The sequence below is a fragment of the Pantoea sp. JKS000250 genome (assembly GCF_003201065.1).
Taxonomy (GTDB): Bacteria; Pseudomonadota; Gammaproteobacteria; order Enterobacterales; family Enterobacteriaceae; genus Pantoea; species Pantoea vagans.
Genome location: NZ_QICZ01000001.1, coordinates 2,797,060 through 2,809,750, shown reverse-complemented (window position 1 = coordinate 2,809,750; position 12,691 = coordinate 2,797,060). Strand labels below are relative to the sequence as shown.

Sequence of the window (12,691 nt, the reverse complement as noted above, 5' to 3'; positions counted from 1 at the left end):
TTTGCTTAGATGATAACTGACAAGGTGAATAACTGATTAAGCGGACCCTGATGATGATGAAGGCGCTGACTGAGCGACAACTGACGATTATGCGACAGCTTATTTCTCATAACAGTTATGTGAGCCTGCACGCTATTTCAGAAAAAACAGCCATCACCACCCGGACGTTACGCCGCGACATTGCCGATATAAATGAAAAGCTGTCTGAACATGGGATCAGCCTCAGCGGTAAAAGTGGGAGAGGCATCACAATTAAATTTGCTGACGCACAGTCAGAAATAGCCGCACGCCGGATTTTCTCAACAGAAGCGGATGATTTCAGCAGCAACTTCAGGATGCTGAAAATAGCGTCAGACCTGTTAATGCTGTCACCCAGAAGTTCATCGATCAGTGAACTGGCAGACAAATATTTTATCAGCCGGGCTTCGATAGTGAATGATTTAAAAACATTAGAAGCCTGGTTGCATCAGTTTGATTTAACCTTATTAAAAAGTCGGGTCGGCACCAGCATAAAAGGCAGTGACCAGAATATTCGCATGGCGATGAAAGCGCTGGTATTAAAATCGATTTATAACCGTCAGGACATGATGGAAAGCCGTCTGGATGAAAGCACGTTGCAGGAGCTTTCAGAAAAATTTGGTCAGCAGGCTGTCCACTTTACCCTGCAATTAATTAATTTTATTGAACAGCAACTGCAGTATACGATTAGCGATCCTTACTACATTAATTTGTTTACCCATATCCTGGTGCTGATTCACCGGAGTCATTCGCCGATGCACAGGACGGATGCCCGCGCGGTGACCATGAGCCGGGTCAGCGACCATCACGCCTGGCAGGTTTCGCTGGCAGTGATAGAACGCATCGAAACCGCTTACAACACGGTACTGGTAGCTGAAGAGTCTCACTCCATCTATCAGTATCTGGTCTCCTCCGGTAAGGCGGGCGGCGAGATGCCACAGCATGATGACTCGCTGATATCCGAACGTGAAACCCGCTTTGCTGAGGCGCTGATTGCCCGCGTAGCGCAGCGCATCAACATCGAAATCACCACTGACCAGAACCTGCAGGCTTCGCTGTCCTCGCATATCAAACCGATGCTGAACCGCCTCCGATATCACATCCGGATTAAAAATCCGCTGCTGCATGATATCCGGACCGAGCTGGGAACGGTCTTCGCCGCCGTCAAAGCGGTCATCAGCCAGCTGACGGAGGAGTACAGCCTGGATGAGATCAGTGACGATGAGGTGGCGTACCTGACCGTGCATATTCAGGCCGCCATCGAAAACAGCATCAAGGTCAAGCGGGTATTGCTGGTCTGCTCCAGCGGTCTGGGCACCTCACAGCTGCTTTACGGGCGGATTATCCGCGCCTTTCCCGACTGGAAGATTATCGACATCGTGCCAGGGAAAAACATCGCGGATTCCCTGAAACGACATGAGTGTGACGTGGTGATCTCCACCATCCGGCTGGAGCCGCTGGAAAAACCGGTGGTCTATGTCTCGGCCCTGTTTTCAGCGAAAGATATCGCAAGAGTAACGGAGTGTCTGGTATCGAATTCGATTAATTAATAATGGAGAAGCAACATGACGACAGCTGTAGCTATTAATGAAGTCCTGAAAGAAGAATGTATTATTCTCGATGTCGACTGCCAGACAAAAGAACAGATTATTTCTCAGCTGACTGACCTGCTCTGCCAGAGCGGCGCGGTCACTGATAAAGCTGCGTTTCTGAACGATGTGTATCTGCGTGAGGAATTAGGCTCAACAGGTTTTGAAAATCACATTGCTATTCCGCATGGCAAATCTGCTGCCGTGGCCAAAACCCGGATTGCCGTCGGGCGTTTACGCCAGGATATTCCCTGGGAGACTATTGACGGCACCAAAGTCCGGCTGGTTATTCTTTTCGCAGTGAAAGAGTCTGATAAAGATGTCGGACATATCAAAATGCTCGCCAGAATATCCATCGCGCTAGGTGATGAAGATGTGGTCGAACAATTACTGAATGTGGAACACCGCGAAGAGATGTTTCATTTACTGCTATCCCGATCGGGGGCCTGAATAAACCGAAGCTATTTATGAAATAAAAGATTAAGGAGGTATTCCAGGTTGTAGCCATCCCTTCAGACCGAAAAACATAAATATAAAATTTTCACTGGAGAACGTTTATGAACATCATTGCCATTACCGCCTGTCCTACAGGTGTCGCCCACACCTACCTTGCCGAAAGTAATTTAAAAAAAGCGGCTAAAAAACTGGGCCTGAATGTATTAGTTGAAACCCAGGGCGCGATTGAGAGCGAATATATTTTCAGCGACGACGATATTCATCAGGCCGACGTGGTGTTAATCGCCGCAGATAAGAAAGTTGAGATGGCGCGCTTCCAGCACAAAAACGTGATCGAGGTCCCCGTCACCCGTGCCGCGAAAGACGCTGAAGGATTACTTAGCGCCATTGTGAACGGAGAATTGGCGCCCAGGCTGGTCGATTCCGCCCCTCAGAACAATACGTCTGAACCGGCTAACAGCGCGCGCGAGGCGTCAGGTTCCCGTTCCTGGATCTCAGAGTTTTATGTGCACCTGATCACCGGTGTGAACCTGATGATCCCGTTTGTAGTGGCTGGCGGCATTCTGATCGCCCTGAGCTTTTCATTCGGGATTACGGCGGCCACACCAGGGGACGCTAATTTCAGCCCGATAGCGAAGATGCTCTCTGACATCGGCGGCGGTTCGGCCTTTGCCCTGATGCTGCCGATTCTTGCGCTGGGGATCAGCCAGTCCATCAGCGGCAAAGCGGGCATCGTGGCAGGCGCGGTGGGCGGAATGATGGCGATCCACACCGGCTCCGGCTTCCTTGGCGCGCTAATTGCCGGCTTTCTGGCCGGATATATCACGCTACTCATCACCAACCATATTCATCTGCCCAAAGCGGTCGCCGGGTTAAAACCTATTTTAATCGTGCCGCTGCTGAGCGTGCTGCTGACCGGCGCACTGATGGTGCTGCTGATTGGTGAGCCCATCAAAATGCTGCTCGGCTGGCTGACCGCCTTCCTCAGTTCACTGGGTAACACCAACGCAGCCATCCTCGGCCTGCTGTTCGGCATGATGGTGGCCTTTGATATGGGCGGCCCGCTGAATAAAACCGTCTGCATGTTTGCGATCGGCCTGATGTCGAGCGGCATTTATGGACCGATTGCGGCCTGTATGGCGGCGGGCATGGTACCGCCGCTGGGCATCGCGCTGGCGACCACCCTCTTCCGCCGCAAGTTTACCGAGCAGGAGCGCGAGACCGGCAAGGTCACCTACATCCTCGGCCTGTCATTTATTACCGAAGGCGCTATCCCTTTTGCGGTCGCCGATCCGCTGCGCGTCATCCCGGCCATTGTGGCGGGTTCCGGTTTAGCGGGCGCCCTGTCAATGATGCTGGGCTGTGCTTCCCGCGCGCCGCACGGCGGCATTTTCGTCATCTTCATTCCCAACGTGATCAGCAATGTCATGGGTTATCTGTTTGCGATTGCCGCAGGCAGTTTACTGACGGCGCTCATCCTGTTGTTCCTGAAAAAAGATATCTCCGTTCCTGCAAAACAAGGATAAAACCTATGCTTTACAACATGAAAGATCTGCTCAGCGTTGCCCAGCGTCATCAGTTTGGTGTGGGCGCGTTTAACATCGCCAGTGCGGAGTTTGGCCGCGTGGCTGTTGAGACAGCCGAGCGACTGGATTCCCCGCTGATTCTGGAGATTCATCCCGAAGAGATGGCGTTTACCGGCCCGGAATTTATCGGCTATCTGCGGACGCTGGCGATTCAGGCGCGTGTGCCGGTGGTGATCCATCTGGACCATGGCCGCTCTCTGGAAGAGGTGATGAAGGCGATCTACGCCGGTTTTACCTCGGTGATGATTGACGCCTCATCTCACCCTTTTGAGCAGAACATTGCACTGACGAAGAAGATTGTCGAGATAGCGCACACGATTAATGTCTCTGTGGAAGCCGAGCTGGGCACCATCGGTGTGGCAGAAGGCAGCGGCGAAGGCGGCAGTAACGAGATTCTCTATACCGATCCACAGCAGGCCGCGACCTTTGTGCGCGAGACCGGCACCGACACGCTGGCCGTCGCTATCGGCACCTCGCATGGCCTCTACCCCAAAGGGAAGCAACCGAAGCTGGATATCGAGCGCCTGCAGCAGATCCGTAAGGTGGTGGATATCCCGCTGGTGTTGCATGGCGGTTCGGGAAATAAAGACAGTGAGGTCGCGGAGTCGATCCGTTACGGCGTGGGTAAAATCAATATTTCCAGCGACATGAAGAAAGCGTTCTTCGTGGCGCTGGAACAGGAGCTGAAACAGGGCGGACACGAGCCTAATGCTCTGTTTGTTAAACCGATGCAGGCGGCAAGTGAAGTGGTCGCGGCGAAGATGGCGCTGTTTAGTTCGGTGGGGAAAGCGGCGCTGTATCGGTAAGGGGTTTTGGTGGTCGATGGGCTGCGAGTTGAGATTGGGAAAGGCACTGATGGAACGGTGTCTTTTTTGGGTTTTGAGAAGTGAGCTTTAAATAAGTATCAGGTCAGTAAGCAACAGCCGTCAACGTGCTCATCGCTCTTCTTTTGTATGCCAGAAATCCACAATATAGATGGCGTTATCACGGAGTTCGTAGTGAATCTCGTAGTCATCCAGTATCACCTTTCGAACTTCCCGAGGTTCATATCGAACCTGCTTAATGCCGATTGCTGGGTGCGCCTTAAGGCCAGCACTGCCGGTTATCAGGCGGTCTAAGACATCATTAGCATGCTGGCGGCTGTACTGAAGAGCAAAACGGTAGATGCGTTCCAGGTCATCCTGAGCTTTAAGCGTCCAGTAAATTTCCATTTATCAGCTTTTCTTTAAACGATTACCAAATTCAACAAGGTCCGAATGACTTACTACACGCCCGGCATCCACATCGGCAAGGCCAGCCTGAATGCTCTGATGACGCCGTTCCCTTTCAGCCAGCATAGTGGTCAACGCTTCCTTGATGATCCAGCTTTTAGAACGATCCAGCTCCACAGCCAGATTTTCTACAGCATCAGCCAACTCGACAGGTATCTGTGCGCTAATGGTCTGTTTTGTAAGAGAACCCATAGGGAACACCTCGATTAATAACAGTTAATAACTTCTATTAAGTTTAGCATGCGTTTGTTTATAAAAACATCGGATCGCATTTTATGGGCAGCATCCTGAGGTTGGTTTTGCCCCTAAAGTCACCTATTGACGGGTCTGACAAACCACTACAAGACCTTACTATACCGGCAGATACGAACCTGATTCATTGTTTACGGAACCGATGCTCGGGCGATCGTCTTCGTCAGCAGGTTCGTGCTATCAGAGGGTTTGATTACACCAGAGTGGCTGGGTCGGAAGAGGATTCCGGGGGATGAGGTTTAGTTACTCCGCGGCTGAAACGTCAGCTGGCGGCGCTGAAAGAATAGCGCAGCGTTTATCCAGTAGCGACTCAACAGACGCCCGGTTACCCTTATCCCAGCCGCGCCGGGTGGTTAGCAGGATAAACCCTTTTTCTCCCGAGAAAGTCGTCGGGATAAGCGCCACCCCAGACTCTGCCAGCTGCGGCGGCGACAGATGGAAATGGCGCGCCACGGAGGAAACAGGATAAATCCCCATCGCTGTGGGCTGCATAACACGACGGGCATAGTAGGTGTGATTCAGCAAACGGTCGGGCAAGGGTCGCCAGTCATTATGAATAAAGGGGCGCTCGGCCTGAAGCTGGCGATACACATCCTCCCGCAGGCAGGTCAGATGAATATGCAGTTGATTCTGGCTGCGGCCATAAGCGGAATTCAGCGCCATGCCGAGCCGATCCTCAGGTACTTCAGCACCATAGGCCGCCATCAGACGATAACGCATTAACCAGGCATAGCCGAAATAATCGGGACGTCCGGGGCGCGACAGCGCAATGCTCTCAATGCCGGACATCGCCACCGTCGGCACCAGAATAAAGTGCAGCTTATGGCGAGGATTCTGGATGATGCTGTAGCCCTGTGTGCTGTCCTGCGGCAGATAGATTTGCTGGCAGGGTGCCGGATCGCGACGATAGTGATAGTTATTCATGCAGAGGTCATGCGTGACCGTCCACAGCGCGTCAGAGCGGGCGCATCCTGTGAGCAGCAGCGCGATGACCAGCGGCAGAGACCGGCATGGCCACAATAATTTCCCGTTCGGTGGATTGCGTCCGGTCAGGCGGCTCAATGCAGGTACAACCTCCTCAGCAAGGGTTCATATCGGGGGAGCGTTTATCCGAATGGCAAATCAGCATTTAGCCTTGAGAAAGAGATGCACTAACCTTTTGCTTCAAAAGATTCAGGAATTCTGCAGGCGTAGTTTCCCATAAGTCTGTAGAAAATTCCGCGCCATAGCGGCTTTCGAAATCCTCATCCAGGTTGTCACACTCTCTCATAAACTGCTCAATGTCACCAATCAAGCCATGTCGAGATGCAGCGGTGGAATCTGCAATCCATGCGTTTATTTGAGCATCTACACTTTCACCACTCCCGAATAGGTCATAGTCTTGTCCAAAGTAGATGGCAATAAGACTATCCAGTCCGGCTATGTTAATGTTTTTCATAATTGTAGCCAGGGAACCTCATTTATTCAGAATCTTAGTCAGCTCAATCTCACGGGTAGTAGGGTTAACGTACAGATAAAACAGATCCCCATCCAGCTGATCAGGCTTTGCCCATATCTCCTTCTCACCCAGACTACGCTTTTGCTTCTCGTATCCCAGCTTTTCGAGATAAGTGCGCAGCGATGCAGTATCGGAAGCTCCTTTAAATACGATGCTATTTGAAGGGGAATAACCGTCACCAGGATGCGATTCAAAGTAGTAGTTGTCCGTTATACGCGGGGCATTTTCAATATCCGGATCTGTCAGCATGTGGTAGTTAAAGAAATCATTTTCTTTATAAACAGTCGCCTCATCAGAGCCCGATGCAACAAACCAGACAAACAAGCCAATGAGAATAAGGAGGGTGGCAGCCACAAGTGCGGACCACTTAAACAGGTTTTTCATTGCTTCGTCCCTATGAATGAGAGTGATGTCCCATCATTGGTCACTACCTTAACTACCGCAGATGTGAAGTCGTTAAGCCGGGCCTAATGACATGCGTGCGTTTATGAGAATCAAAGGGCCATTATGCCCCCTATTCTTTTGAATAAGAAAAGTCAGCAGTGACTAAATGCGACATTGATTTATCAGATTGAACATCATAGGCGAAAGAGTAACGCTCTCCCATTGTGAACGTAAATCCGAACACAGGAAGGCACTCACCTTTTGGAACATAAACAGGTTTGTCATCAAAAATCCTGTGAAAGAAGTTGCTTTTATCGCTGTTGATTTGAATGGCAGTGATCCTTTCTTTTGGCGCCAGTGGCGACACCACACAAACTTGCTTGTCTTTGATAAATGCCGTTGTAGATTCGCGCCCCACCATTCGGTCGCCAGGTCCAAGGCATCCCGTTAAGAGAAATACGGCACCCAGCATCATCTTGTTTTTCATGATTAACGACCTTTCCCTGTCACGATTTTCTGATAAAGCGAGACGACATAAATGACTTTACTCGTTATAAATTTATTTATTATTAATTTTCTTCTCTATCGCTCTGGTTATAATCTGATAACCGATGAGCGTTACCACTGTACAGATGACTATTAACGAGATCCCTATAAAACCCTCGATATCACGTTGATTAAATAGCTTTGCTAACGCTGTCCAGAACTGCCGCTCTCCTTCTGTCGAGGGATCTGACGGCCTTGCAATAAGAAAATTAAACACAAACAAGGATAATGCGACCAGGATTCTAAACCCCACCGGGACACGTTTTGCTTCCATTTATAACCACCTCAATTGTTCCATAATACATCAGCCCATTAGGTAATTTTACCTGTGGTGTAGAGAGTAAAGCCTGCCGAATCGCGATGAAATCAATTTCGTGTCGATTAGCGATCACCCAACACTTCCCCTTTCTTAGGCCAAAGGGTAGGCTTAAATTTTGTTCAACATCGACTAGCTTAAAATCGATGCTCGACGATGGCGCTAAAGGGACATTATGCTTCATCACTATCAGGCAAAATCACTGGACAATATATACCTCGAGGACATTCCTCACATAATCCACCCGGACTATGCGGCACGAGATCTAGCGGATACCACCCTACCAAACCGGAACATCCAGGAGTGGAATTTACCTCAGGGCTACAGCTATTTTGTCAGCCGGTATCACCAGTTTCACTGGCAACGCCCCTGGATGTCATATCGTGACACACTGGACGACATCAAATCCGGAAAGGTTGTTCTGCTGAAAACAAACATGAGCGGCAATGCCTTAATGGGTGTGCTGACCTCCTCCGGCAACCTCCGAAATGATCTGCCCTTGTTCCTTAACTCCCACCTGAGCTATCTCATATCAAAGCAACAAAAACGCCCGTTGTACTACGTTCACCCGTCAGCGCCCGTGCAACACGCTCAAGCAGCAAAAACCATCAACAGCAAATCAGCGGGCAGGCTTTTGGCCGCGGGAGGCGTTTATAACGGCAACATAGATGGATTCAGGAAGACAGCAGAGCAACTCGGCGGGGATGCGCCAGCAGGTTACAATCAGGTAGTGGATAATAAAGGTCTGCTGATTGCAGGTGCATCTCTTGCCGCCGGGCTGACAATGGGAAGAATGCGTTTTCCTGAAATAGAGGAACTTGAGCATTTTGGGGCCAGAGGCGCTGCCTCTGGAAGAGAGTTTGATCCTGAAAAAGCTGGTGGGCCGATTGAAAACCTGACAACGGATGGCGTTAATATAACTCATGAAGGGATAGCAACCGTTGAGAAACATATATCTCGTTTCGACCACGACCCGGCAAATGACGTAATGGTAGGCAGGCTGAAAAACATCGAAAAAGGAGAAATGCTCCCTGAGCAAGTGGATTTAAACTACTACACTCATGAATGTCGGGAATATCAGCGTTACTGTAACCTGGGATGGGAAGCAGGTGAACCAGACGGTGTTGCAGGTTATGATATGTGGAACAATGCCCATACGGCAACGCTGGAAGATTTTAAACTTAAAGACGTTGATTTATTCCATCCGGATGCACTGAAATGAAGATAACGAATACCGAATTTAATGTATTGAAAGTCATGGCAGAAAAAGACATAGAATGGACATGGATGATACTGGATCGCACTCTTGCTACAAGGGGTATTCCAGGCTTTAGCAATGTCGCGAACATAGTCACCAACCTGATGAATGAAGGGATGGTCGATGCTGTTTATAACGAAAGCTCATCGAGACCACGTTATCGCGTATCAGAGCAAGGTCATCAGTTGTTGGGACAAATGGCCAGGGATACAAAAAATTACGATATCTCATGATTTTTTGCGACACGCGGCTCCATGATTAAGGTAAACACCGCCGTAACGCCTATTGATCCTTCAAACGGAAGGTGGTCTGTGCCCCAGCTAATCTTCCACATCATCATGCATAAGTTGACGATAATGTTTGAGGATGATCAGACAAGGAAGGTTCACTTCGATTAAGAAACTTGCTACTGGCGCATTAACTTTGTATCAAAACGAAATGATCTCTACGTCAGTGATAACTTTTCTCGGCAAGGTAAATAAGGCGATGGGTTACAAGGATGGGAACGTGGCGAACAATGAAGCGAGCAGGAAAACAGATATGATGGTGGAAGTGATCGCGACCTGATATTTAACCGCTCCCGATACGATATCGGGAGCGGCTTCTCATTCAGACGACTTTCTGTTTACCTGATATGACCTGAATAAACTCCTGCACCTGCTTTTGTTTCCGCGCCGAGAGTTTGCACACCTGGCGCAGAGACTGCATCAGTTCGCTCTCCTGCCGGGCGGTTAGCACAATGCAGCCTTCTATTACCTTTACATCTACTGCTGTACCCGTAGCAAAACCGGCTGCTTCCAGCCATTGCCCTTTCATAGTGATGGCGGGAATCCGGCTGTAATCCGGATAGCGACTCGCGTAGCCAACCGTTAATTGACGGTTATTTGCCGTAGAGACTTCTGGTTCAGACAGTTGTGCAATAGAATGGGCGTCAGTCATGATTACTATTCCTTCTAAATAGTGATTGTGATTAGCGGCGCGGGTGTGTTGGCGCACATCCGTGCCGCGCTAAATACCTGTATATATCATCAGGAAAGAGAGGGAAAGTCCAGCTTAAAACAGCGTGAAATAAGCTATTTATAAAATCATTTTAATATAAAGCGAAAGGTTTATCTGGTAAGAAATAATAATAAGCGCAACAGCAAGGTGAGAAAAAATTAATCAGTACTTTTTACACGGGGCCTTTTTAACTGTACTAACTGCAAATTTTTATTTAATTTTCTTTAGCAACGCTAGCGGAAAGTGAGACCAATTCCGATCCGTTATCCATCCGCATTTTCAGCGGATATTCACGGTGAGCCACAATCCTGTCCAGCATCTGCACGACCTGCTGGGCCAGGATATTTAGGTCAATTTCGATAGTCAGAAGCTCATGATTAAAATCATTAAAGACATTGAAATTCAAAAACGTCGGCCAGATGTTAGCGTATCGTGCATTGAATCAATCGACTAGCTCTGTTTGAGTGCTTCCGGTGTGGTTAGGGGAGCCTAATCGCGCACCGGCAGACGTTATTTACACTTACGCCGAAAATTCAGTTCAGCATGCAGTAAACATGGTGTAGAATCTTGTGATTAACGCAAAGCTCTTCACGCCGCATCAGCTGAGCTGTCATAGAAACATTGGAACTTTTTTATCTTTGAAAAAGTGATAGCTGCGGCAGCGATACGGTACCCGAAAAATGAAGGGGAATGCGAAGACCTTTGCTAATTGATGTGATAAAGATAAGGTTATTCAAAAACCGAATTGAATTATCATTTAGAATAGTATCTGTATCAAAAATAAAATAAAATTTATCGCTATGCATTTAAAAAGAAAAAAGTAAACAAAGATCGATAATGTCGTAATGGTCACTTTTACAGGCCATTACGACGTGATGATTATCAGTTTAAACGTCTAACCCATTCCGGCTCATCGAGACCTACCCTTGAAAGACTTGAACTATATTCATCTACTATCTGTTGCGCATAAAGTTCTTTAAGTTCTACTATAAATTCGAATCTTTCAGGATGTTGTTGAGAGTAATAAGCAGGTTCAAAGTATTTCCTATTACCAGATATCTTGGCTAACGCAACACCTTGAGTACCGGTAAACTTTACAGTCCGCAATGAATATGTAGATTTATTTATTTTTAACTTTACGCCATCAGGAGTGAGGAAGTTAAAAGCACCATCATTGACCTGTTCAAGAGATATAAATAAGAATCGACGAAGTTCGCCATTGTTAATTCTCACAGAATCACATCTTTGCTGAATACAGATATAATAACAGCGATCGCCCAAAGTACTTTGAACTACCGTGCCCAATGATAAATAAGGCAAATGACCAGGGGAAAAAATAGCACTTCTATGATAACAAAGCTTAGCGAATTTTTTATTGACAGAGTCAAAAACTTCGAAGTCTGTGAATAATGTAGCTGCGTACTTTGACATTAACAATTCTATTTTTGTTCTTGATATATTCCCCCCATCGCTTGAAACTATTGCTTCACAGTATTTTTCTTTGACATCTGGATGCGACTTTAACAACTTAATGAGAACATCTGGATTTCTTAAGTAATTTACATTATCGGGATTACCATCTTTTAAATATAGCGATCGATTCCCTTCCTCAATATTATCAATTAACCATAATTTAATTTTATCCTCATCTAAAAAATGATTAAGATCTTTGTATCTTATTATTGATGAAAATGTATCACTTAATAATTGGACTAATAACTCATTAGCATCTAACGCATTAGGTAATAAGCTTTGATGGGCAAGATAAGCAGCATCAAGTTCTTTTGAAAACAGAGTAAGTATATGATGAAAATTACGTCTAATTTCCGCAAGTGATTCCATTGCAAAATTAGAAAGTAATCCACCTGTCATTTCTGTAAATTGCATAGAAATAAAATCAGGAAGCTCATCATATCTTTTTATTCTACCCGCAAATGCAGGTAAATGCTGTCGACTTGTACTACCATTCGATTTAGATAAAACCAATATTCTGCAGTTATCAGACACAACTGAACAAGGGTCTTCATCATTAATTGAAAAACCCTTAATATTTTTCTCAATCAATGATGATTTAATTTCTAATGCTATAGCAACGAGATCCACTTCCCCTGTATATACTATGATTAATTTGACGCAATTCTGTGTATCTACATCAGAAAGTAAAGATGTAATAATTCTTTTTGTATATACTCCTCGAACATCATCTTCATCTGCATCAGCCTCGTCATCTTGAGGCTCATCATTATCTGATGATTCTTCTTTTAATACTATTTGCCAATCGAGTATTGCCACATCCGCTTTCTTCGCAATTAATGTCAGATAATCTAGATCACTAACGACTTGAGGTTTATAAACAGCGCAGATTTTTCCTTTTTTTGAAAATATCCTGGTTACTTCCTGAGCATCAAACTCATGTTGATCTGAAGGCCCATTATTGTAAGCTTTATCATCAATAAAAATAATATTTTGAATAAAATTATTTATTACGTTTTCCGAGAGCTCATTAAATGTATTCATT

Annotated in this window: 15 protein-coding genes and 1 pseudogene; 6 read left to right on the top strand and 10 right to left on the bottom strand. The window is 46.9% G+C overall.

The genetic code is table 11. From position 1 onward, the window contains the following. The first annotated feature begins 50 nt into the window (after positions 1 to 50). The 4 genes from BY447_RS13320 (at position 51) to BY447_RS13305 (ending at position 4,455) form a co-directional block, all read left to right on the top strand. Positions 51 to 1,568 (top strand): BglG family transcription antiterminator, encoded by a 1,518-nt coding sequence (locus BY447_RS13320; protein ID WP_323859490.1) that lies wholly within the window; start codon positions 51 to 53, stop codon positions 1,566 to 1,568. 15 nt (positions 1,569 to 1,583) lie between these two features. Beyond that, entirely contained in the window at positions 1,584 to 2,057 is a 474-nt protein-coding gene (locus BY447_RS13315; RefSeq protein WP_013359990.1) for a PTS sugar transporter subunit IIA, read from the top strand. A gap of 107 nt (positions 2,058 to 2,164) precedes the next feature. Beyond that, positions 2,165 to 3,589, top strand: a complete 1,425-nt coding sequence (locus tag BY447_RS13310; protein WP_013359989.1) for a PTS fructose transporter subunit IIC — start codon at positions 2,165 to 2,167, stop codon at positions 3,587 to 3,589. 5 nt (positions 3,590 to 3,594) lie between these two features. Continuing rightward, positions 3,595 to 4,455 carry a ketose-bisphosphate aldolase gene (locus tag BY447_RS13305; RefSeq protein ID WP_013359988.1) on the top strand — a complete coding sequence of 287 codons (861 nt, stop codon included), beginning with the start codon at positions 3,595 to 3,597 and terminating at the stop codon, positions 4,453 to 4,455. Between the two features lie 129 nt (positions 4,456 to 4,584). Here BY447_RS13305 and BY447_RS13300 read toward each other — a convergent pair whose 3' ends face one another. The 7 genes from BY447_RS13300 to BY447_RS13270 form a co-directional block, all read right to left on the bottom strand. After that, positions 4,585 to 4,860 carry a type II toxin-antitoxin system RelE/ParE family toxin gene (locus tag BY447_RS13300; RefSeq protein WP_110331313.1) on the bottom strand — a complete coding sequence of 92 codons (276 nt, stop codon included), beginning with the start codon at positions 4,858 to 4,860 and terminating at the stop codon, positions 4,585 to 4,587. Positions 4,861 to 4,863: 3 nt separating this feature from the next. Beyond that, entirely contained in the window at positions 4,864 to 5,112 is a 249-nt protein-coding gene (locus BY447_RS13295; RefSeq protein ID WP_110331312.1) for a CopG family ribbon-helix-helix protein, read from the bottom strand. Between the two features lie 303 nt (positions 5,113 to 5,415). Then, entirely contained in the window at positions 5,416 to 6,192 is a 777-nt protein-coding gene (locus BY447_RS13290) for a CDP-diacylglycerol diphosphatase (RefSeq protein ID WP_110331944.1), read from the bottom strand. Between the two features lie 109 nt (positions 6,193 to 6,301). Continuing rightward, positions 6,302 to 6,610 (bottom strand): contact-dependent growth inhibition system immunity protein, encoded by a 309-nt coding sequence (locus BY447_RS13285; protein WP_110331311.1) that lies wholly within the window; start codon positions 6,608 to 6,610, stop codon positions 6,302 to 6,304. Positions 6,611 to 6,628: 18 nt separating this feature from the next. Continuing rightward, positions 6,629 to 7,054, bottom strand: coding sequence for a hypothetical protein (locus BY447_RS13280; RefSeq protein ID WP_110331310.1), 426 nt, complete (start codon positions 7,052 to 7,054; stop codon positions 6,629 to 6,631). A 130-nt stretch (positions 7,055 to 7,184) separates the two neighbouring features. After that, entirely contained in the window at positions 7,185 to 7,541 is a 357-nt protein-coding gene (locus BY447_RS13275) for a putative T6SS immunity periplasmic lipoprotein (RefSeq protein ID WP_110331309.1), read from the bottom strand. Between the two features lie 72 nt (positions 7,542 to 7,613). Then, the gene (locus BY447_RS13270) at positions 7,614 to 7,874 is read right to left on the bottom strand and encodes a hypothetical protein (RefSeq protein ID WP_146210997.1); all 261 of its coding nucleotides are present in this window, start codon (positions 7,872 to 7,874) and stop codon (positions 7,614 to 7,616) included. A gap of 217 nt (positions 7,875 to 8,091) precedes the next feature. Here BY447_RS13270 and BY447_RS13265 point away from each other — a divergent pair, with 217 nt between their 5' ends. Further along, positions 8,092 to 9,138 carry a hypothetical protein gene (locus BY447_RS13265; protein ID WP_110331307.1) on the top strand — a complete coding sequence of 349 codons (1,047 nt, stop codon included), beginning with the start codon at positions 8,092 to 8,094 and terminating at the stop codon, positions 9,136 to 9,138. Then, positions 9,135 to 9,407 carry a MarR family transcriptional regulator gene (locus tag BY447_RS13260; protein ID WP_110331306.1) on the top strand — a complete coding sequence of 91 codons (273 nt, stop codon included), beginning with the start codon at positions 9,135 to 9,137 and terminating at the stop codon, positions 9,405 to 9,407. Before BY447_RS13265 ends, BY447_RS13260 begins: the two co-directional genes overlap by 4 nt. A 376-nt stretch (positions 9,408 to 9,783) precedes the next feature. Here BY447_RS13260 and symE read toward each other — a convergent pair whose 3' ends face one another. The 3 genes and pseudogenes from symE to BY447_RS13240 form a co-directional block, all read right to left on the bottom strand. Beyond that, positions 9,784 to 10,113: an endoribonuclease SymE gene (gene symE / locus BY447_RS13250; RefSeq protein WP_110331304.1), complete on the bottom strand. Its 330-nt coding sequence runs from the start codon at positions 10,111 to 10,113 to the stop codon at positions 9,784 to 9,786. A gap of 298 nt (positions 10,114 to 10,411) precedes the next feature. Next, a pseudogene (locus tag BY447_RS23500) lies at positions 10,412 to 10,751 on the bottom strand (IS3 family transposase); the annotation flags it as partial. A gap of 304 nt (positions 10,752 to 11,055) precedes the next feature. Next, positions 11,056 to 12,690, bottom strand: coding sequence for a response regulator receiver domain (locus BY447_RS13240; protein ID WP_110331302.1), 1,635 nt, complete (start codon positions 12,688 to 12,690; stop codon positions 11,056 to 11,058). Between the last annotated feature and the right edge of the window lies 1 nt (position 12,691).

Coding starts and splice junctions, on each gene's coding strand:
- symE (WP_110331304.1), bottom strand. CDS start 10,113: ATGACTGACGCCCATTCTATTGCACAACTGTCTGAACCAGAAGTCTCT.
- BY447_RS13285 (WP_110331311.1), bottom strand. CDS start 6,610: ATGAAAAACATTAACATAGCCGGACTGGATAGTCTTATTGCCATCTAC.
- BY447_RS13280 (WP_110331310.1), bottom strand. CDS start 7,054: ATGAAAAACCTGTTTAAGTGGTCCGCACTTGTGGCTGCCACCCTCCTT.
- BY447_RS13310 (WP_013359989.1), top strand. CDS start 2,165: ATGAACATCATTGCCATTACCGCCTGTCCTACAGGTGTCGCCCACACC.
- BY447_RS13240 (WP_110331302.1), bottom strand. CDS start 12,690: ATGAATACATTTAATGAGCTCTCGGAAAACGTAATAAATAATTTTATT.
- BY447_RS13270 (WP_146210997.1), bottom strand. CDS start 7,874: ATGGAAGCAAAACGTGTCCCGGTGGGGTTTAGAATCCTGGTCGCATTA.
- BY447_RS13295 (WP_110331312.1), bottom strand. CDS start 5,112: ATGGGTTCTCTTACAAAACAGACCATTAGCGCACAGATACCTGTCGAG.
- BY447_RS13320 (WP_323859490.1), top strand. CDS start 51: ATGATGATGAAGGCGCTGACTGAGCGACAACTGACGATTATGCGACAG.
- BY447_RS13275 (WP_110331309.1), bottom strand. CDS start 7,541: ATGAAAAACAAGATGATGCTGGGTGCCGTATTTCTCTTAACGGGATGC.
- BY447_RS13260 (WP_110331306.1), top strand. CDS start 9,135: ATGAAGATAACGAATACCGAATTTAATGTATTGAAAGTCATGGCAGAA.
- BY447_RS13315 (WP_013359990.1), top strand. CDS start 1,584: ATGACGACAGCTGTAGCTATTAATGAAGTCCTGAAAGAAGAATGTATT.
- BY447_RS13305 (WP_013359988.1), top strand. CDS start 3,595: ATGCTTTACAACATGAAAGATCTGCTCAGCGTTGCCCAGCGTCATCAG.
- BY447_RS13265 (WP_110331307.1), top strand. CDS start 8,092: ATGCTTCATCACTATCAGGCAAAATCACTGGACAATATATACCTCGAG.
- BY447_RS13300 (WP_110331313.1), bottom strand. CDS start 4,860: ATGGAAATTTACTGGACGCTTAAAGCTCAGGATGACCTGGAACGCATC.